This window comes from Rhodococcus sp. AC861, from assembly GCF_979256035.1.
In genome coordinates this window covers 34,638-54,980 of sequence record NZ_CEEDMW010000002.1, presented here as the reverse complement: position 1 = coordinate 54,980, position 20,343 = coordinate 34,638, and the positions used below count along the sequence as shown (strand labels likewise).

General features: G+C 67.4%; 11 protein-coding genes. 3 read left to right on the top strand and 8 right to left on the bottom strand.

Annotated elements, in window-relative coordinates:
• The first annotated feature begins 24 nt into the window (after positions 1 to 24).
• Complete coding sequence (locus AC0IX4_RS05715) at positions 25 to 8,487, top strand: amino acid adenylation domain-containing protein (RefSeq protein ID WP_471828373.1); 8,463 nt, start codon at positions 25 to 27, stop codon at positions 8,485 to 8,487.
• Between the two features lie 15 nt (positions 8,488 to 8,502).
• Here AC0IX4_RS05715 and AC0IX4_RS05710 read toward each other — a convergent pair whose 3' ends face one another.
• From AC0IX4_RS05710 to AC0IX4_RS05680, 7 genes are all read right to left on the bottom strand, one after another.
• Positions 8,503 to 9,939, bottom strand: coding sequence for a wax ester/triacylglycerol synthase domain-containing protein (locus AC0IX4_RS05710; protein WP_471828372.1), 1,437 nt, complete (start codon positions 9,937 to 9,939; stop codon positions 8,503 to 8,505).
• A 187-nt stretch (positions 9,940 to 10,126) separates the two neighbouring features.
• Positions 10,127 to 10,978, bottom strand: a complete 852-nt coding sequence (locus AC0IX4_RS05705; protein ID WP_042575444.1) for an ABC transporter permease — start codon at positions 10,976 to 10,978, stop codon at positions 10,127 to 10,129.
• Positions 10,975 to 11,775 carry an ABC transporter permease gene (locus tag AC0IX4_RS05700; RefSeq protein ID WP_056073702.1) on the bottom strand — a complete coding sequence of 267 codons (801 nt, stop codon included), beginning with the start codon at positions 11,773 to 11,775 and terminating at the stop codon, positions 10,975 to 10,977. The genes AC0IX4_RS05705 and AC0IX4_RS05700 overlap by 4 nt, the downstream gene beginning before the upstream one ends.
• A complete protein-coding gene (locus AC0IX4_RS05695) occupies positions 11,772 to 12,785 on the bottom strand; it encodes an ATP-binding cassette domain-containing protein (protein WP_471828371.1) in 1,014 nt (337 codons plus the stop codon). The genes AC0IX4_RS05700 and AC0IX4_RS05695 overlap by 4 nt, the downstream gene beginning before the upstream one ends.
• Before the next feature lie 295 nt (positions 12,786 to 13,080).
• Positions 13,081 to 14,121 (bottom strand): hypothetical protein, encoded by a 1,041-nt coding sequence (locus AC0IX4_RS05690; protein WP_471828370.1) that lies wholly within the window; start codon positions 14,119 to 14,121, stop codon positions 13,081 to 13,083.
• A gap of 109 nt (positions 14,122 to 14,230) precedes the next feature.
• Complete coding sequence (locus AC0IX4_RS05685) at positions 14,231 to 15,703, bottom strand: wax ester/triacylglycerol synthase domain-containing protein (protein WP_471828369.1); 1,473 nt, start codon at positions 15,701 to 15,703, stop codon at positions 14,231 to 14,233.
• Positions 15,704 to 15,882: 179 nt separating this feature from the next.
• Entirely contained in the window at positions 15,883 to 17,274 is a 1,392-nt protein-coding gene (locus tag AC0IX4_RS05680) for a wax ester/triacylglycerol synthase domain-containing protein (protein WP_471828368.1), read from the bottom strand.
• 307 nt (positions 17,275 to 17,581) lie between these two features.
• Here AC0IX4_RS05680 and AC0IX4_RS05675 point away from each other — a divergent pair, with 307 nt between their 5' ends.
• Positions 17,582 to 18,652: an alpha/beta hydrolase gene (locus AC0IX4_RS05675; protein ID WP_471828367.1), complete on the top strand. Its 1,071-nt coding sequence runs from the start codon at positions 17,582 to 17,584 to the stop codon at positions 18,650 to 18,652.
• Positions 18,653 to 18,743: 91 nt separating this feature from the next.
• Positions 18,744 to 19,634 (top strand): glycosyltransferase, encoded by an 891-nt coding sequence (locus tag AC0IX4_RS05670; RefSeq protein ID WP_042575429.1) that lies wholly within the window; start codon positions 18,744 to 18,746, stop codon positions 19,632 to 19,634.
• Between the two features lie 13 nt (positions 19,635 to 19,647).
• On the opposite strand, the gene AC0IX4_RS05665 is transcribed toward AC0IX4_RS05670, so the two are convergent.
• Complete coding sequence (locus AC0IX4_RS05665) at positions 19,648 to 20,136, bottom strand: hotdog fold domain-containing protein (RefSeq protein WP_042575430.1); 489 nt, start codon at positions 20,134 to 20,136, stop codon at positions 19,648 to 19,650.
• Between the last annotated feature and the right edge of the window lie 207 nt (positions 20,137 to 20,343).

The window sequence follows — 20,343 nt, the reverse complement described above, 5'->3', positions numbered from 1 at the left end:
CCAGTGGAGTCGGAGGTCCAGTCCGTGCAGTCGTCCGACATCGAGGTTGTCGCACCCGACTCGAACGTCGGTACACCGGACGCGACCGATCCGACGGCTCTCCAGCCCATCCCGTTGACCGCCGCGCAGCGCGGCATCTGGTTCGCCCAGCAGCTCTCCGGCACAGTTCCGGTCTCCATCGCTCACTACGTCGATCTGAACGGCCCGGTCGACGGTGACGCCCTCGAAGCGGCGATGATCGCCGTCGGCACCAGGTTCGGCTCGGGCTTCGTCCGGATCGTCGAGACCGACGGTGTGCCGGAACAGGTGGTGGACCTCACGATCACCGACACGATGCGCCACCTCGACCTGCGTGACGACGCCACCCCGGTGGAGACCGCGATCGAGTGGATGCGCAACGAGTGCGCCTCCCCGATCGACCTGGTGAAGGACCGGTTGGTGGTCACCTACCTCATCCGCGTCGCCGACGAACGGTACTTCTGGTACTGCCGCATCCACCACATCGTGCTGGACGGCTTCGGCGCCATGACGCTGCTGCGGGACGTCGCAGCCCACTACTCGGCCCTGGTCCGCGGTGAGGTCCCGACGCCGACGCGTGCGGAGGATCTGCGCACCATCCAGCAGGACGACGTCGCGTACCGCGAGTCCACCCGATTCGAGAACGACCGGCGTCACTGGGCGGAGAAATTCGAGTCCCTTCCCGACGCGGTCTCGTTCGTCGACACCGCAGCGCCGGTGTCCGTTCCGTGCCGGTCCGCGTCCGGCCGTACCCCGGTGGACGTCGCCGAAGCCCTCGCCAAGGGTGTCGACTCGTTGGGAACCACGACGGCGACCCTGGCCATCGCAGCCTTCTCCGCGTACGTCTCCCGCATGACCGGCGCCACGGATGTCGTTCTCTCCCTCCCGGTTTCGGGTCGGTCGAGTGCCATCCTGCGTCGTTCCGGCGGCATGGTCTCCAACGTCGTGCCGCTGGTCGTGCGTGTCGACGACACCGCCACCGTGGCCGGAACGGTCGACGCGGTGCAGCGTGAACTCACCGGCGCGCTGCGACGGCAGCGGTATCGCCACGAGGACATCCGGCGCGACGCGGGGGAGCTGACCAACACCCGCGGGCTGTTCGGGCCGACGGTCAACCTGATGATGTTCGACAACGAGATGGTGCTGGGCGAGGTACGCGGGTCGTACCACGTGCTCACGACCGGGCCGGTCGAAGACCTCGCGATGAACCTGTACCCGGCGCCCGGCGGGGACAACGAGCTCCAGATCGACCTCGAGTGCAACCCGAACCTGTACTCGCAGCGCGCGGTGGACGACATCCGGTCGAGGTTCCTGACGTTCCTGCGCCGCTTCTCCGAGGCCGGCGCCGACCGTGCCGTCCTGGACATCGAGCTGCTCGCGCCCGAGGAGCGGTCGAACCTCGTCCCCGCCCGCGGCACGCCGTCCGTCTTCCCCCGCCGACTCGTCGACGTCATGGACGACGCCGTCGCGACCGATCCCGAGGCCGTCGCCATCGACACGGCGCAGGGCGTCGTCACGTACGCACAGCTCGACGCGTCCGCCAACCGGATGGCGCGGATGTTGATCTCGCGGGGCGTGGGTCCCGAGAGCATTGTCGCCGTGGCGTTGCCCCGGTCGTTGCACACGATCCTGTGCATCTGGGCGGTGGCCCGCACGGGCGCAGCGTTCCTGCCGATCGATCCCGCGCTTCCCACCGCGCGCATCCAGCACCTGGTGTCCGACTCGGGTGCCCTGATCGGTCTGTCCGATACGCGTCGAGCGGCGCTGCTCCCCGACTCGGTCGAGTGGATCGCCGTCGACGCGGCCGAGACCGACCGGACCGCAGCCGAGTTCTCGCCCGACCGCGTCACCGACGCCCACCGTCTCGGACCGATCCACCTGCACACTCCCGCCTGGGTCATCTACACCTCCGGCTCGACCGGCCTGCCCAAGGGCGTCGTGGTCGGCAACGGCGGCGTGGCGAACCTGACGCGCCACATCGAGTTCGCCCTGCAGGTCCAGCCGTCCTCACGCATCCTGGCGCTCGCGTCGCCGAGCTTCGACTCGTCCCTGTTCGAGATGCTGTCGGCGCTCTCCCGGTCCGCCACCCTGGTCGTGTCACCGGCGGACGTCTTCGGCGGCGAGGACCTCGCGGACTACGTGACCGAGAAGCGCGTCACGCACATGACCATCACGCCCGCCGCTCTCGCGTCGCTCGACTCCATCGGTCTCGATCACGTCCGACACATCGTCACCGCCGGTGAAGCGTGCCCCGCCGATCTGGTCGCGAAGTGGGCTCCCGGCCGCCGTATGTACAACGCGTACGGGCCCACCGAGATCACGATGATCAGTCATATGTCGACGGCCATGACCGCGGGAGATCCGATCACGGTCGGCACGCTCGTCCGCGGTGCGTCGTGCCTCGTGCTCGACAAGTGGCTGCGGCCCGTTCCCACCGGCGTCGTCGGTGAGCTCTACCTCGCCGGACCGTCGCAGGCCCGCGGCTACGTCCGAGCGCCCGGCGTGACGTCGGGACGTTTCGTCGCGTCCCCGTACGACGCCGGCAGCCGCATGTACCGGACCGGTGATCTGGTCCGCTGGACGGCCGACGGGGAGATCGCCTACGTCGGTCGCGCCGACTTCCAGATCAAGATCCGCGGCATCCGCGTCGAGCTCGGTGAGGTCGACGCCGTGCTGTCCATGCACGAGAGCGTGCGGTCGTCGGTCACGGTCGCGCACCGTCAGACGGCAGGCGTGGTCACGCTCGCGTCCTATGTCGTCCTCGAGGACGGACGGACCGTCGACAGCGACGAGATCCACCGCTTCGCCGTCCAGAGTCTGCCCTCGCACATGGTGCCCTCGTCGGTGATGGTTCTCGACGCGTTGCCGATGACGGTGCAGGGCAAGATCGACCGAGCGTCGCTGCCCCAGCCCGTCATCGAGGTGCACGAATTCCGGGCACCGAGCATGCCCGTCGAGGAAATCGTCGCGTCGGTGTTCGCGGAGCTGCTCGGCGTCGACCGCGTCGGTCGGGACGACGACTTCTTCGCGCTCGGCGGCAATTCGCTCGTCGCCACGCGGGCCGTCGCCCGCCTCGGTGCCGCGCTGGACACGACCGTGACCGTACGGACCTTGTTCGAGGCTCCCTCGGTGTCGGCCCTCGCGGCGAAGTTGCAGTTCGGCGACGCTGTCGCGGCGCGGCCGCCACTGGTCCGTCGTGCCACGGCATCCGCCGACCCGGAGTCCCTCGTCGATGCGCCGCCTCTGTCCTACGCCCAGCGGCGCATGTGGTTCCTCAACCGCTTCGATCCGTCGTCCGCCGCGTACAACATCCCCTTCGCCGTCCGGCTCGTCGGAGATCTCGACGTCCCCGCCCTGCAGGTGGCGATGCTCGACGTCGTCGACCGGCACGAGTCGCTGCGCTCGCTGTACCCGGACAGCGCGTCGGGACCCGTGCAGATCGCGCGCATGGCGGAGTCCGTCGTCCCCGACCTCACCCCCGTCGACATCCGCGAGTCCGACCTGCCCGCCGCGGTGGCCAAGCTCGCATCCCGCGCCTTCGACGTGACCGTCGAGGTGCCCGTCGCCGCGACGCTGTTCCGCACCTCGCACGACACCCACGTGCTCGCGGTCGTCGTCAATCACATCTCGGCGGACGGCGCTTCGATGGCTCCCTTGGCCCGCGATCTGATGGCCGCGTACAGCGCGCGGATCGCGTGGTTCGCCCCCGCCTGGGCACCGCTTCCGGTGCAGTACTCGGACTACGCGGTGTGGCAGCGCGACGCCCTCGGCGACGAGAACGATCCTGAGTCGATCATCGCCCGGCAGGAGCAGTACTGGCTCAGCGCGCTGGCCGATCTTCCGGACGAGCTGCCGTTTCCACGGGACCGTTCGCGCCCGACCGAGCCCACCTATGCGGGCGCCACGGAACAGTTCGTCATCGACCCGGAACTCCATGCGCGTCTCGTCGACGTCGCACGGGCCAACTCGTCCACCCTCTTCATGGTGGTGCACTCGATCCTCGCCGTGGTGTTGGCGCGGCATTCCGGAACCGACGACATCACCGTCGGCACGCCGATCGCGGGCCGCGGAGACGCGGCCATCGACGACATGATCGGCATGTTCGTCAACACGCTCGCGTTGCGCACACGCGTCGACACGACCCAGAGCTTCGACCGACTCCTCGCTCACACGAGGGAGCAGGATCTGGCCGCGTTCGCCCATGCCGACGTGCCGTTCGAGCGGCTCGTCGAGGTGGTCGATCCGCCGAGATCTCGTGCGCGGCACCCCATCTTCCAGGTCATGCTGGCGTTCCAGAATCTCGGGCAAGCGCACTTCGAGCTCACCGATCTACGCCTCGAGACGCTGGAGTTCGACCTCGGTGTGGTGAAGTTCGACCTGCAGTTCACGCTGGTGGACTCGGTGACTCCCCTCGGCGCCCCCGACGGACTCGCGGCCACGATCGGCTACGCGACAGACCTGTTCGACAAGGAAACGGCCGTCGCTCTCGGTGAGCGCTTCCTGGCCGTCGCGCACGCGGTGGCCGAGAACTCGACCGTCGCGCTGGCCGACATCGACCTCGTCGGCGACGTCGAGCGCGGCCGCATGGTCCGGCGGTTCGAGCCGGAGCCGACTACCGGCGCGGTCACCGTGCTGTCCCGGTTCCGCGATCGAGTGCTCGAGACGCCGGACGCCAGGGCCGTCGCCGACGACGAGAACGACTACACCTACGGCGAGTTCGCAGCACGTGTCGACCGTGTCGCGCGAGCGCTGGTCCGTCGCGGCGTCGGACCGGAGTCCGCCGTCGTCGTGGCGCTCCCACGATCCGTCGACGCCCTCGTCGCGGTGTACGCCGTGCTCGAGGCCGGCGGCGCATACGTACCCGTCGATCCCGACCAGCCCACCGCCCGCATCGAGACCATCATCGAGGCCACGGCGCCCGTCTGCGTCGTGACTGCGGGAGACGTGGGCGGGCCACTCGCCGTGCTCCTGTCGGAGCTCGAGGACGAGTCGCTGCCGTCGGGACCCCTCACCGACGAGGAACGGCTCGGGACCGTCCACGCGGGCACCACCGCGTACATCGTGTTCACCTCCGGCTCCACCGGTGTCCCGAAGGGCGTCTCCGTTCCCCACGGCGCCGTCGCGCACCACACCGACTGGTTCGCGGACGCTTTCTCCATCACCTCCGACGACGTGGTGCTGGCCAAGACGCCGATGACCTTCGACGTCTCCGTCTGGGAGATGTTCGTGGCACTTGCGGTGGGCGGAACCGTCGTCGTCGCGGAGCACGACGGGCACCGCGACCCGGAGTATCTGTTGCGCAGCATCGCTCGCCACAAGATCACGGCCATCTCGTTCGTCGCGTCGATGTTCGCCGTCTTCACCGAAGCTGCCGACAGCTACGCCTGCAAGTCGCTGAGGGTCGTGTTCCTCGCCGGCGAGGCGCTCGGCCGCGCCGTCGTCGATGAGTTCCGCGAGACCTGCGACATCGACGTCCACAACCTCTACGGTCCGACGGAGTTCACCGTGCACGCCACGGCTCATCCCGTGGGACGCGGCGAACCGCCCTCGGTCCCCATCGGTGTTCCGGTGGACGGGACCTCGGCGTTGGTGCTCGACGCCGCTCTGGCCCCCGTTCCCGACGGTGTGGTGGGTGAGCTGTACCTCGCCGGAATCCAGAGTGCGCGCGGTTATCACGGTCGACCGGACCTCACGGCGGACAGATTCGTCGCGGTTCCCGGACACGACGGCGCGCGGATGTACCGCACCGGTGACCTGGCGCGGTGGAACCACCACGGTGCACTCGAGTTCGCCGGTCGCGTCGATCATCAGGTCAAGCTGCGGGGATTGCGGATCGAACTCGGCGAGGTCGAGGCGGCGGTTTCCACATCCTCCCGGGTTGCGCGAGCCGTGGCCATCGTCCGCGACGACACCCTCGTCGCCTACGTCGTTCCGGCGCCCGGGGTCACGGTGGACACCGACATGGTGCGTGCCGATGCCGCTCGCGTGCTCCCCGCGTACATGGTTCCCGTCGTCGTCGTGCTCGACGCGCTGCCGCTCGGTGTCAGCGGAAAGCTCGACCGCGCAGCACTTCCCGATCCTGTGGTCGATCCGCGCCGCTTCCGCGAACCGCGGACGCTGGAGCAGCGTGTCGTCGCGGAGGTGCTCTCCGAACTGCTCGGGGTCGAGCGCGTGGGGCTGAACGACAACTTCTTCGCCCTCGGTGGCAACTCGCTGGTCGCCACCCGCGTGGCCGCGAGAATCGGTGCTGCTCTGGGTGTCCGGGTTCCGCTGCGCACCATCTTCGACGCCACCACGGTGGCCGATCTGGCCAACAACCTGGACGTCGACGGTGCGTCGCGGCGCCGGCCGACGGCGATATCGCGTCCGGAGGTGCTGCCGCTGGCACCCGCGCAGCAACGGCTGTGGATCGCCAACCGAGTCGATCCGGACTCGGCGAACTACAACCTCCCCATCGGGCTCCGCCTGCGTGGACCTCTGGATGTGGACGCTCTGCGGACCGCTGTGCAGGACGTCATCGCCCGGCACGAGACTCTGCGGACGGTCTACCCGGACGTCGACGGCCACGGGCGACAGGTCGTGCGCGAGATCGACGAGGTCGACCTCGAACCGATATCGGTCTCCGACGAGGACCTGCCGCACCGCATCCTGGCGGTCGCCACGACCGGTTTCGATGTCACCACCGAGGTCCCGCTGCGCGTGCGACTGTTCCGGTTGGCCGAGGATCATCACGTCCTTCTCGTCGTCGTCCACCACATCGCCGCGGACGGATTCTCGCTCGCGCCGCTGACCGTCGACGTCGTGACGGCGTTCGCCTCCCGGTCGGCGGGTGTCCTGCCCGCCTGGTCGCCGTTGGACGTCCAGTACGCGGATTACGCTCTGTGGCACCGTGATCTGCTCGGTGACCCGTCCGACGACGACTCCCTCGCGGCACGTCAGCTCGCCTACTGGCGGGACACGCTGGCGGGCATGCCCGCCGAGCTGTCCCTGCCGCAGGATCGTCCGCGTCCGCCCGCGGCGTCGGGTATCGGTGCGTCCGTCCGATTCGAGATCCCGGCGGAGACGTACGAGCGAGTGCGCGTCCTGGCTCGCGAACGTCGCGCGACACCGTTCATGGTCGTGCACGCGGCGCTGTCGGTCGCCTTGTCGCGCATCAGTGGTACGTCGGACATCACTGTCGGGACCGCGGTGGCCGGACGAGGAAGCGCGGAACTCGATCCCATGGTCGGCATGCTGGTGAACACACTGGCGCTGCGCCTGCGGATCGACGAGAACGCCACGATCACCGATCTCGTCGACGACGCCCGAGGCGTCGCGCTGTCGGCCTTCGCCCATGCGGACGTTCCGTTCGATGCCGTGGTCGACGTGGTCGAGTCGTCGCGTTCGGCGGACCTGTTCCGCGTCGCGTTGGCCTACCAGAACACCGACTTGTCCGAGATCGACCTGTCCGGGTTGCACGTCCAGCAACTCGAGACGCCGTTCGACCCGGCGCAGTTCGATCTGACTCTGACCGTGGAGGATCGACCGCACCGGCAGGTCGGGGACGACGTCTCGGCGTTCTTCACCTACGCGACCGACTTGTTCGATGCCGCCACGGTGTCGACGTTCGCCGATGTGTTCTCCGCCGTGCTCGACGCCGTCACCGACGATCCCGGCCGCGTCATCGGCTCGGTCGACATCGGCTCTGCTGCGGCAGTATCCGTACCGAACCCGCGTCCGGACGTGGTGCGCCCGAGCGTTCCGACGCGCTCGATCGCCGCGTCCATCGCGTCGTCCGTCGAGGCGGACCCGGGTGCCCCCGCGTTCGCGGCGGGCGACCTCGAGGTGAGCTACGCCGAGATGGACGCGCGATCCAATCGCCTTGCTCGAGCGCTGCTCGCGGACGGCGCAGGCCCCGGAACCGTGGTGTCGACGACGGCGAGTGATCCCGCGTCGCTCGTCGCGGCCACGTGGGCGGCGGCGAAGGTGGGTGCTGCGCTCACCGGACGCGCATCCGATCGATCCGTCGCGCTCCACGGCGATGCGGGGTCGACGGGCCATGGCGGGCCCCTGTCACCGTCCGACGGCGTTCGGTCTCCGGATCAGGACACCCCGGCAGTGGTCACGGACGACCGCACGATCACGTTCGGAACTGTCGGCGCAGCTGTCGCCACCGATTCCTTCGGCGTGACGTACGAATCGCGAATCGCCGTGGGCGAGAACGCTGCTCTCGACTGGTCGGTGTTCGCGATCGTCTCCGCGGCGGCGGCGGGTGCGACAGTCGTCGGGCTGGACGAATCCGTCGACCTGACGGACGCACTGGCCGACGAGTGGGTGACGCACGCCGTGGTGAGTCGGGCGCAGATCACGAACCTGGACGTGGAGTCGCTCGACGATCTACAGACGCTCGTCGTCCACGACGGTGCCGACGCGCTGCCGACGGTCGCCGACCACGTCACCGTCCTGGGAGCTGATGTCCTGACGCGGTAGGACTCTCCGCGCGCGTCAGACCGTGTCGGCGACAGCCGGGACAGGCGTCGACGCAGGCTCGGCGGCGAGTGCTGCTGCGCCCTCCATGACGACGAGGGCGTCGTCGAGGTACCGCATGTAGCGGTCGGGGTCGGGGTCGGCCATCATCGTCGAGTCCACGGTCACGGTCACGCTGACTCGTCGGCCGAGCGAGGTGACGTGGTGTATCAACCCCATCCCGTCCACGGTGGGCATCGGCATGAACGCCGACACCGCCGGTGCTCCGAGGAACCACAGGGCGTCGTTGCCGTGGGGCATGTTCGACACGACGGTGTTCGACGGCACCGTCGGCCGGTCGTGCGGTGCCATCGTGGAGAGCGCCCCGATCACCCGTAGGACCGACGCCGGTGCGACGTCGAACGGTCCGACCGTGTGCGTGTCGAGCATCGCCTTCACGCGGTTCTTCGCCTCCGATGCGGATCCGTGGACCGCGCGGAGTCGCTGCATCGGCTCGGGTTCGGTGGTGTGGAGGTCGACGTCGACGAACGTCGTCCGGTTCGCGGCGGGGGAGTCGACGGCACCGTCGATGTCCAACGGCATCGTGGTACTCAGCGTGGCCACGGGTTCCTCGCCCTTGTCGTGCAGATACCTGCTCATCGCGAGGGACACCGCGGTCAGCAGGATGTCGTTGACCGTCACCTCGGGAACGGCGCGCTTGATCGCCCGGATGCGGGGCAGGTCCAGGAAGAGCACCCTGATCCGATGATCGAGCGTGATGCGGGAGTTGAACCGCGTCGCGGGGCGCGGTGGGTGGGCGCGTGGCGCCATCGCACGCCGTGATGCGGACATGGCGCGGACGAAGGCGATCGCCCGCGGCACGCTCGACGCCGCCTCCCTCCAGAGCGGGCGCATCATCGTGGGTGCCGAGCCGCCGCGCGGGGTGGAGGTGGCACCGCCGTGCGCCATTCCGGGATCCGCGAACAGCGCGCGCATGACGGATACCAACCCTAGCCCGTCCATCGACGAGTGATGAACCTTGACGACGACGACGGTTGCTCCGTCCGGTACGCCCGCGACGTCGCGGATGCCGGTCAGGAAATGGATCTCCCACGTCGAACGCTCGAGCACCATCGGTGTGGCCATGACGTGCGCGATGTGTCGCTCGACGCCCGACCATCCGGGCTCGGTGATCCGCTCGACGACGACGTGGTCGGCGACGTCGACCTCTCGGTCGGTGATCCAGAACGGGTCGCCCAGATCGGCGAAGCGACGTCGCATGCGGCGCCGGAACACGGGGTCCACATCGAGTCGAGCCCGCATCCATGCGCAGGCGACGTCGTGCGTGAGGTCGGCAGCGTCCGTCCCGGCTGCGTCCACGACGAGAACGTCGACGAGGTTGGCGATGACGTGGTCGCTCTCGGCCAGGACATTGATCGCGTCGCGGGGTGGTACCCGGACTCCGATGCGTGGCATCCTTCGGACCCCGATGCGTGGCGTTCCGGCAGTCGACATATCAGGGTCCTCACGACATGCGCAGGCTTCCCGTGGACCGCGCTCTTGCGGTGGTTATAGCCCCGACTCGCCATTGTGTTACGCCGTTCCGACAAGTGTTACGCCGTTCCGACAACGGCTGCCGAGCCGTTGTCGGAACGCACGGATGTCAGAAGGACTCGGCGGCCCGTCGATATCCGCGGATCGCCGGAACGACGAAGACGGCGAAGAGTCCGACAGACCAGGCGAGCGACTGGAGGAGGGGAGAGGTAACCGGTCCGCCGAGCGTGAGGCCCTTCATCGCATCGACCGCACACGAGATGGGATTGTGCTCGACGAACGGCTGCAGCCACGTGGGGTACGCGCGAGTGGGAACGAAACCCGAGTTGAAGAACATGAGGATCGTGAACACCATGCCCACGCTCTCGACCAACGGGAACGTCGTGGTCACGATGGCCGTCGAGGTGACGAACACGGCGAATCCGATACCGAATGCCAAGGGCACCAACATCGCTGCGACTCCGGCGATCGGCCCCTGGTCGAAGCGGAACCCGAGCAGGAACCCGACCACGATGATGAGCACGGTGGTGGTCACGATGCGGGCGGTCTCCGCCAGCAGGCGTCCCATCAGGCCGGCCGCACGGTGGACCGGAAGGGTCTGGAACCGGGACACCAGACCCGCTGCGCGCTCTCGTCGCAAGCCGACCGCACTGGCGAGAGAGCCCGACATGGCCGCGACCATCGAGATCAACGGGACGGTTCCGAAGATGCTGTTCTCACCCGTGGCGGACGAGATCGAATTACCCAGTACGGTCCGCAGCATCAACAGGAAAAGAATGGGATAGATGACGGCTTGAATGATCGTGAGAGGGTCCCGAGCCCACCGTCGCAGCAATCTCCCGCAATGAAGAGCGCTCTGCGAGGACAGGGCGACCGGGCTCAGCTCACTGAGCATCCGATCGGGTTCCGGCAGCGCTCGGAGATCCAGAACGGTCTCGCCGGCGCGGTCTCGTGTGCTCATGCTCGCCTCGTGCTCGCCCACACGGCAAGCGGGACGAGGACGACGATCAGGCCGACCGCCCACGCTATCGCCGGCCACAGGCTGGTTGCGTTGACACCGCCGTCCGCCATGTCGCGCATGGCCTTGGAGAACAGTGAGATGGGTTGGTTCCTGACGAAGGGGCGGATCCATTCGGGGAAGCCCGTCTCGGGGACGAACCCGGAGGACAGCATTCCCAGGATCAGCTGCGGGAGCGTCAAGGCCTGGCTGGTGGCCTCGGGTGACCGCGACAGCGACCCGATGGCGTCACCGCCCGTCGTCAGAGCGGCGCCGACGAGGAGGGCGAACAACACGAAGATGGCGGCATCGTCGAACCCGGCCTGGAATCGGAACCCGATCAAAGACCCGTACACCAGGGCCGCCGCCAGCGACAGCGACGCGTGGACGAGGTTGGCCGTGGCTCTCGACAGCAGCGGCACCCACGGCGTGACCGGCATGGTCTGCAGTCGGGTGGTCATTCCGGACTGGCCCTCGATCGCGGCGCGCTGTGCGGCCGAGATCGCGGTGAAGGCCATCGCCTGCAGGCAGATGATCGGCATCAGGAACTGGGCGTAGTTCAAGCCCTGGAACTGCATGACGAGTCGCAGAGGGAGGTAGAAGCCCACCGTGTAGACCGCGGGCGCGATGATCGCCACGACGAGACCGCCCGAGCGTGCCATCGAGCCCAGCGAGCGTCCCGACAAGCTGGCCCACTGCTTGAAGGCAGTGGGTTCGGGAGCGCGGTGCGAGGCTCGACGCGTCTCGATCGACGAGGTCACGCGGGCCGCCCGGACTGCAGCGGTGCGTCGGCGGTCGCGGACCCGTCGTCGGCGGGATCGACGTCGCTTCGTCCCGTGAGGGAGAGGAAGACGTCGTCCAACGAGGGGCGGCGCAAGCCGATGTCGGACAGAGCGATACCTGCGGCGTCGAGACGTTTGAGAGCCTCGGCGAGCGTTGCCGGGCCGTCCGGCGCCGGGATGGTCAACGTGTCGGCGTCGAGGTCCGCGGCACTGAAGCTGGGCGGAAGCATGCCGACGAGGGCATCGGCGGCGCGGCGCATCTGGGTCGGATCCACCGGAACGATGTGGCAGTAGTTGCCGCCGGTGGTGGCCTTCAACTCGTCCGCGGTGCCCTGCGCGATGACCCGGCCGCTGTCGATCACGATGATGCTGTCACTGAGGACATCGGCTTCTTCGAGGTACTGAGTCGTCAGAAGCGTGGTGATGCCCTGTTCGCGCAGGGACGACACCAGCGACCACACGGCCTTGCGGCTTCGGGGGTCGAGTCCGGTGGTCGGCTCGTCGAGGAACACGACCTTCGGCCTGACGACCAGTCCGCACGCGATGTCGATACGACGACGCATACCGCCCGAATATCCGCGGACCTGACGGTCGCCGGCCTCGAGCAGGTCGAAGTCGTGCAGAAGGTCCTCGGCGCGCACTCGCGCCGACTTCTTGGTCAACCCCATGAGCCGACCGAACAAAATGAGATTTTCGCGGCCCGAGAGAGCGTCGTCGAGCGCCGCGTACTGACCGGTCATCAGGATGGAGCGGCGGACGGCGGCAGGATCGCGGGCGACGTCGTATCCCGACACCACCGCGCGGCCTCGGTCCGGCTTGATCAGCGTGGCCAGAACCTTGACGGTGGTCGTCTTACCGGCACCGTTGGGCCCGAGGATTCCGAGGATGGAACCCGCCGGGACACTGAAATCGATGCCCTTCAGAGCCTCAACCGTTCCGAAGGACTTGTGAACGTCCTCGACGAGTACGGCTGTGTCATCTGATGGCATGAGTCTCCACTGTCGTCGGCATGTGCAACATCGTTCTGACGGACGGCTCTGGTGACACGCATTCCTCGCGTGCATTCGGTGCACGAAACGAGCGCGTATCAACCCTCCGAAAGGCGGCACTGTAGAAGAACATCCCACGAGCCGCCGTCGATGTTACGCATCGACCCGCTTCGATCGGGCCCGGGCGCGCCTCCACAGCGACTGTTTCACGCCGGAAGAATGTCAGCGCGTCGCAGTCGCTGCAGGTCGAGTGATGTGCGGGGACCGCTGCCGACAGCGGGGATGGGGCGTGCCGTCAGGCGACATGTCCGACTGAGGCGAGACCGCGATCGTCCAGGCGGGTGAATCCCTGCCCGGCCGTCGCCTGGAGCTCGGCGAGAGAGTTCTGCATTTCCGCGGCGAACTCCGGCGCGGTGATTCCGGCACTCGGGTGTACCTCGATGTAGACCACCAGAACTGCACTGCGATCCTGCACTGCGGGCGTCGTCGACAACGTCAGACTGACCGCGGCGCTCCGCACCCGCTCGTGCGGACCGAACGTTCCCAGCACACGCGACGACCCGACACGGACGAATTCCCGCTCCGCGACGTGCACGACTTCGATGTCCTCGATCGCGACATCGCTCAGGGGACGCGGGGCAGTGTCCGGGACGAGCGCCGGACGAGCGCTGCGACGCCACGCGGCCGAAGCGATGCCGGCCACGACGTCACCCACACCGACCTGGCCGAACGACTGAGCCAGGCTGTCCAGATCCGCCATACGTACGCCGATCGCGATCGAATCGCCGGGCGTGGCCGTGCGCATCCGCGGCGCACCGGGTCCGTCGCCGAACTCGTCGACGGCGCGCAGTGTCCGCGCCAGGAGATCGGTGCCCGCAGCAGTGACGGCGAGTGTGGACCGGACGTCGTCGTCGACGAGGACGTCGTCGATCAGATCGACCAGCTCGGCAAGCGCCACGGCATCGGGGCCGTTGTAGACCACGACGGCGGATCCGGTCGGCACGGAGGGAGTGGACTCGACACCGAAGACGATATCCATGCTCGTGATGCCGGAAACGGCGTCCCGCTCCAGTAGATCCAGAATCACCGCGTTCGAGTCGGCGGAGTCGGTGTGAAACGACACCGACCACGTCACGCCGTCGAACGGTGACCCGGGACGGCGGCTGTACCGCTCCAGCGCTGACGTGAAGCTTTCGACGCTGACGAGAGAGGCGGACCTCGCCACGTCTGCCGGAGCGACGGACAGTGCGTGCGCCCGGACTACCGCAGCGGCCCGGTGCCAGCGCGCGCGCGGTCGCGAAGTCTGAGCAAGGGACGTGCGGTGCCGTGGTGCCATCGGACTGACCTCGTCGGTTTCGTTAGGTAATGAAATCCGATCGAACACTTACGATCGTCGAATTCTGACCGGAACCGATTCTATTCGCTCAAACAGACTTTGGGTAGGTTTATTCGCTACGTTCGCGTTGCAACTTCGTTGCGTCCCGTTCATGTCGACCGCCATCGGCGAGGAGATCGTTCGCGAGCCGGTCGACGGCCGATTCGATGTGCAGAACGTACGCCGCCGGGTCCGGAAGCGCAGCGCGAACGGATGCGACCGACACGAACATCGACGTGCCGAAGGTCGAGATCGAATGTGCGAGGTAGACGCCCTGCACGGTGGGAAGTGGACCGAAAACGCCCACCATGGGAGCACCGAACAGAGTGAGCGGTCCGCGGCCGTACGGGACGTTCGTGATCATCGTGTTCGTCGCCACGGCCGTGGGTCGGCGCGACGGAGCACGCATCGCCACGCTGATCGCTTTGAGGAACGGGGCGGGGGTCACCGTCAGCGGCATGGCAGGGAGGTGCGTCACCGCGTCGGTGGTCTTCTTCTTCGCCGCGGATGCCGATGCGTGCACCGCGAGGAGTCTGGCCGTGGGGCTCTCGATGTCCGTGTGCAGGGGAAGGGTGGCGATCGCGATGCGGTTGGCGTTCGTGCTGTCCGCCATCGCTCTCGTGCTCACCGGGATCGTCGTGCCGAGCGACCGGTCGGGTATCTCACCGATCGCGTCCAGATAGAACGACAGGGCGAGCGAGACGACGGTCAGCATGACGTCGTTGACCGTCACGCCCGGATAGGCGTTCTTCATCGCCCTGACCCGTGCGAAGTCGACGCTCAGAAAGGCGTACGTCATCTCGTCCGGGCCGTCCTGATGGACGCGGGCGTCGTAGTTGAATCGTGTTGCAGGATAGGGAGTTCGGTGAGGCGCACTGCTCGGGGTGCTCCCGCGCTTCGACGCGGACTTCGTGGCCGATCGGCGGCGTGCCACCGCGCTCACGAGGGCTCCCACGTCGCGAGGCAGCGCCCGCAGTGCACTCCACACGCCCGGCACGGCAACCGCCCGGTCCGACTCGCCACGCGCGACGGGCTCGTCGGAGAGGATCCGATTCAGCATCTCGACGACGCCCATCCCGTCGATCGCGCTGTGGTGACTACGGAAGATCGCGACGGTGCCGCCGTGCGGAACTCCCTCGACGCCGACCACGTCGAGAATGAAGTGGAACTGCCACGGCGGAAGATCCCAGTCCAGCGGCACCGTCGAGAACTCGACGATCTTCGACACCAGGAACTCACGAGATCGATCGGGCGCGGGCGTGTGGACGAAGACGTGGCGAGCCACGTCCACGTCCACGGTCACCCAGTGCGGGAAGGCGAGGTGCCCCGGGACCTTCTGCAGACGGCGTCGGAAAACGGGGTCCAGCCCCAGGATCTTCTCGCCGAACTCGAGGGCATCGGCATGTGTCCGCAGCGGAGAGGTGACGCCGGCGACGTCGAAGGCGTAGCAGTGGACTACCGAGGCGGACGTCCGTGCACTTTCGAAGTAGTAGTTCAGCGCGTCCCGCGCATGCATGGGAACCCCGACTGTTTTCGGATGCATCGCGCGTCACTGCCTTCGGATGTGTGCGTGCGCGGACGGGGAGTTCGCGCGCTGAGGAAACCGACGGACGTCGGGAAATATGCCGGGATTGATGCAAAGTACGGCCCGACCGGGGCTGTGACAAGGCATCGGTCCGTTTTTAGACCGATCGAATGACGACCGTTCGCGTCCGGTGCGAACTACCCGGCGACCCGACTCGAGGAGAGGACCGCGTCGTCGAGACGGTCGAGCGCCGACGTGAGGCAGGCGATGTACCGGCCGATGTCGGGCATCAGGTTCCGGTCCGACACGGCCGTCAGGCACATGCGGCGGCCTGTCGTCATCACCACGTGGGCGAGTTGCACGCCTTCCACGACGGGAAGAGGGGCGAACACACCGACCACGGGCGCGCCCAGTACCTCCATCGGGGCGTTGCCGTACGCGATGTTCGAGATCATCGTGTTCGTCGATGTCGTCGTCGGTGTCGCGGGTCGCCGCGGCATGGCGGCAGCGAGCGCCGCCAGGACGGGCGCCGGTGCCGAGCTCAAAGGGTGCGGCGGAAGCGTCTGCACCCGACGGGTCAGTTCAGCTTTACGGGCGCGCGCAGCGGAACTGACATCGGTGAGGCGTTGCAGGGGATCGGACACGTCCGTCGCGAGGTCGACGACGGCGATCGCGAGCTGGTTGGCGGTGTCGTCCGTCTGCGACACCGGCCGCACATTGACCGGGAACGATGCGCCCAGTGTGTCTGCGGGCATCTCGTCGGCCAGATACTCCGAGATCCCCAGGGACACGACCGTCATGACGACGTCGTTGACGGTCGCGCCGTCCACCGCGGACTTGATCCGGCGCACGCGGTCGAGGTCGAACCACATCAGGTCGAACGTCATGTCCGGGGACGTGTTGTTGTTGAATCGCGTCGCCGGGTACTTGTGGGGCTGCGGGCGGTCGGCCGGTGCCAGACGGCGCACGGCGGATGCACGCGCGACCGATGCGCGGCCGAATCGCAGAAGATCTCGGGGGAGCGCGCGGAGCGAGGACCAGGTCGTCGGTACCGGTGCGGTCGACCGCCGGAAGTCGTCCGCGCGGAAGGCTTCCACATCCATGTTCGCGGGGGCGAGCATCCGGTGCACGAGGTCTGCGGTGCCCATTCCGTCGATCGCACTGTGGTGAACCTTGAACAACAGCACCGTGCCGCCGTTCGGAACTCCGGGAACGCCGTGGAGATCGGTCACGAAGTGCAGTTGCCACGCGGGCGCGTCGAAATCGACGGGAGTCCTAGACGCATCGACGACTCGGCGACGGAGGAACTCGTGATCGTCGGTGCCTGTCGCCCGATGAACGAACACGTGGTCGGCGACGGCCACCTCGCACTCCACCCACAGCGGGAACGCCAGATTCGCCGTGACCGTCTGCAATCGGCGACGGAAGAGGGGATGGAGGTCGAGGACGGCGTTCGCGAACGTGACGGCGTCGTCGTGCGTGCGGACGGACCGCATGGACCGGGAGGTGTCGACGACGAGGCCGTGGACGATGGTCCCGGGCGTCCTGTCCGACTCGAAGTAATAGTTCAGCGCGTCGCGCGCTGCCATGGGTTCTCCCGAGAGGGGACGTCCGTGTCGTGTCGACATGGCTACCACCATTCTGTTCCGAGGCCCGACCTCGTCGAACCATACCCAAAGATTGGTTTACGCACGGGAGAAGACCGATAAATGCGCTTCGGACGCGCTATCCGATGATTCGACGCGTCAGGGCCGCGATATCCGATCCATCGATCGGTGAGCGCGCCGCGTTACGAGTTCTCGGCTCGGACGGCGTGCAGTCGACGCGACTCGCCGCGCCGCGCGGTCCTTTACAGTGAGCACGAGTTGTGACTGGTGGGACGAGGGAGATACTTCAATGACGTCGACACGACACCGACCGGTAGGTCGGTTCGCAGCACAGGGTCGCGCCGTCGCCGCCGGCATCGCCGTGGTCGCTGCGACGACCCTGCTGCCGTTCGCTCCCGCCGTCGCCACGGCCGCGCCGGTCGAGCCCGTCACCGACGTCACCACGGCATCCGGTGCCAGGGTGGAGAGCGTCGAGCACGTGGGCGGTCTCGAGTACCTCGTCACCGTGTACTCCCCGTCGATGGACCGCTCCGTCCCCCTGCAGGTCTTCAGGCCCGCGGACACCTCGGTGCCCCGTCCGACCTACTACTTGCTCAACGGCGCCAGCGGCGGCGAGGACCCCTCCAGCAACTGGCCGGATCAGGCCGACGTCGCCACGTTCTTCGGAGATAAGAACGTCAATGTCGTCATCCCCCGCGCAGGTGCCTTCAGTTACTACACCGACTGGGTCGCCGACGATCCCGAGCTGGGGCGCAACAAGTGGGAGACGTTCCTGACGCAGGAACTCCCGCCGCTCGTCGACGAGTCCCTGGGGACCACCGGAACCCAGGCTGTCGGTGGCATCTCGATGGCAGCCAGCGCCGTACTCATGCTGGCCGCCGACAACCCGGGGTTCTACTCGTCGGTCGCGTCCTTCAGCGGGTGTGCGGGCACCTCGGACGATCTGGGGCGCGCCTTCGTCAAGCTGGTCGTCGAAGCCCGCGGGGGCGGCGACACGGAGAACATGTGGGGGCCCGACGATGGCCCCGAATGGGCAGCCAACGATGCGTTGCTCAACGCCGACAAGCTCAGAGGTACGCCGATGTACATCACCACCGGCAACGGTCTACCGGGGTTCGACGAGACGCTGCAGTCCGCGCGCATCGCGGGTGATGTGCCGGCGCTGGTCAATCGTGTGCTCGTCGGTGGGGGTATCGAATCGATCACCGCGACGTGCACCCGGACATTCGCGGAGCGTCTCGCGCAGCTGCAGATCCCGGCGACGGTGAAGTTCCGGGACAACGGAACGCATTCCTGGGCGTACTGGCAGGAAGACCTGCACGAATCGTGGCCGACGGTCGCTGCATCACTGGGGATATGAATTCCAGGTGACGTTCCGACGGGTGGCGTGGCCCATTCGTGAGGAGTCGACTCTCGCGTTATCGTGAATGCGTGAAGAGACGTGATCGCGCATGAACGGCATCGGCAACGACACCACGATCGTCATTCCCGTCCTCGACGAGGAGGACTACATCGGAGCATGTCTCGACCATGTTCTCCCGCAGATCGAGCAGTTGTCCGAGGTCATCGTCGTCGACAACGGGTCGACGGATCGCACGGTGGAGATAGTCGAGAAGTATGCCGCGTCGGAACCGAAGATCCGCCTGGTGCACGAACCGCGAAAAGGATTGTTCTTCTCGCGGAATACCGGTTTCAGGGAGGCGAAGTCCGACATTGTCGGACGTATCGACGCCGACACCAGGATAGGTGCGGGATGGGTCGATGCGGTGAAGTCGACATTCGCCGAAGCGGATCCGTCTCTCAATCTCGGGGGTATCACGGGATTGAGTGCGCCGTACGATTCGCCGTTCAGTCGGTCCAAGAAGATGCTCGTCGACGTGCTGGTCCGGGCCAAGATGCTGGGCAACAGCATGAAGATCGACAACATGCACGGCGCCAACATGGCCGTGCGCCTCGACGCGTGGAACGCGGTGCAGGACAAACTGACCTCACGCGCCGACGTCCACGAGGACATCGACTTCGCGCTGTGCCTGATCGAGGCCGGGTACTCCATCGTGCAGCCGACCGAGATGTGGGCGGACATCTCGCCGCGCCGGGCGCTCACGCCTCCGTTGAAGTACACGTCGTTCGTCAAGGCGGGTATCACGAGCTTCGAGATCCACGGTCGATCGAACTGGTCGCTGAGGTGGCTCGTCGCGCCGGTGACGTGGCTGTCGCACGCGGTGTTCTGGTTCCCCTACCGGGCCTACGATCCGGTCACGGGTTCGTTCTCCCCGAAGCGGCTGGTCACCGAGCAGGACTTCCGGCCGGCGGCGCTGTCGGAAGCGCCGTCGGACCGCTGAACGTCCGCGACGACTACTTCGCGCTGATCCAGATGGTGATGTCGGCGCGCACGACCTCTGCACCGGAGGTATCCCGCAGGCTGACCGGAACCACGAGTTCGCGGCCGGCGGCCACCTCGTTCCACTCGGGGACTTCGGCGAGCTGGGCCGTCGCCGTCAGTGATGTCCGCCCGGGAGCGAGGTACTGCACGGTCATCGCCTTCGGAATCCATCGGTGGGTCGTGGGGACGGTGGCCTCCGCCAGCATTCCCATGGCGACCTCCGCCAGGTTGCACGCCGCGATGGCGTGGAACGTCCCCAGGTGGTTGTGTACGCCGAACCACTTCGGTCCCGACACCACGCAGCGTCCCGGTTCGAGTTCGCGGACCCGGGGGAACACGGCCGCGAAGAACGGGACTCGCGCGCACATGCCCGCGGAGAACGCGACGGATCTGACGGGTGCGGGCAGTCGCTTCCAGAGCGCGTAGGTAGCGGTGGTCGAGGCCGACGAGATTTCACTCATGGGCGCACCTTACTCGTCGGTAAGATGAAGGGGCGGACGTCGGCGGCGGCCTCGATTTGAACTCCGGCGGCCCGGTGGGTCATACTGTTCGGGTTGCCTCGACCGAGGTGATCGCTGTCGTGCGTCTCGCGCGCTTCGGCATCGTCCCGGTTGTGGCTAGCGACAAGAACGACAAGCAGTGATCGCGCCGGCACGATGGGCGCATCC

Bases quoted from the DNA above. Each gene is read 5' to 3' on its own strand.
- AC0IX4_RS05710 (WP_471828372.1), bottom strand. From the start codon at position 9,939: ATGCCACGCATCGGAGTCCGGGTACCACCCCGCGACGCGATCAATGTC.
- AC0IX4_RS05705 (WP_042575444.1), bottom strand. From the start codon at position 10,978: ATGAGCACACGAGACCGCGCCGGCGAGACCGTTCTGGATCTCCGAGCG.
- AC0IX4_RS05695 (WP_471828371.1), bottom strand. From the start codon at position 12,785: ATGCCATCAGATGACACAGCCGTACTCGTCGAGGACGTTCACAAGTCC.
- AC0IX4_RS05690 (WP_471828370.1), bottom strand. From the start codon at position 14,121: ATGGCACCACGGCACCGCACGTCCCTTGCTCAGACTTCGCGACCGCGC.
- AC0IX4_RS05685 (WP_471828369.1), bottom strand. From the start codon at position 15,703: ATGCATCCGAAAACAGTCGGGGTTCCCATGCATGCGCGGGACGCGCTG.
- AC0IX4_RS05680 (WP_471828368.1), bottom strand. From the start codon at position 17,274: ATGGCAGCGCGCGACGCGCTGAACTATTACTTCGAGTCGGACAGGACG.
- AC0IX4_RS05675 (WP_471828367.1), top strand. From the start codon at position 17,582: ATGACGTCGACACGACACCGACCGGTAGGTCGGTTCGCAGCACAGGGT.
- AC0IX4_RS05670 (WP_042575429.1), top strand. From the start codon at position 18,744: ATGAACGGCATCGGCAACGACACCACGATCGTCATTCCCGTCCTCGAC.
- AC0IX4_RS05665 (WP_042575430.1), bottom strand. From the start codon at position 20,136: ATGAGTGAAATCTCGTCGGCCTCGACCACCGCTACCTACGCGCTCTGG.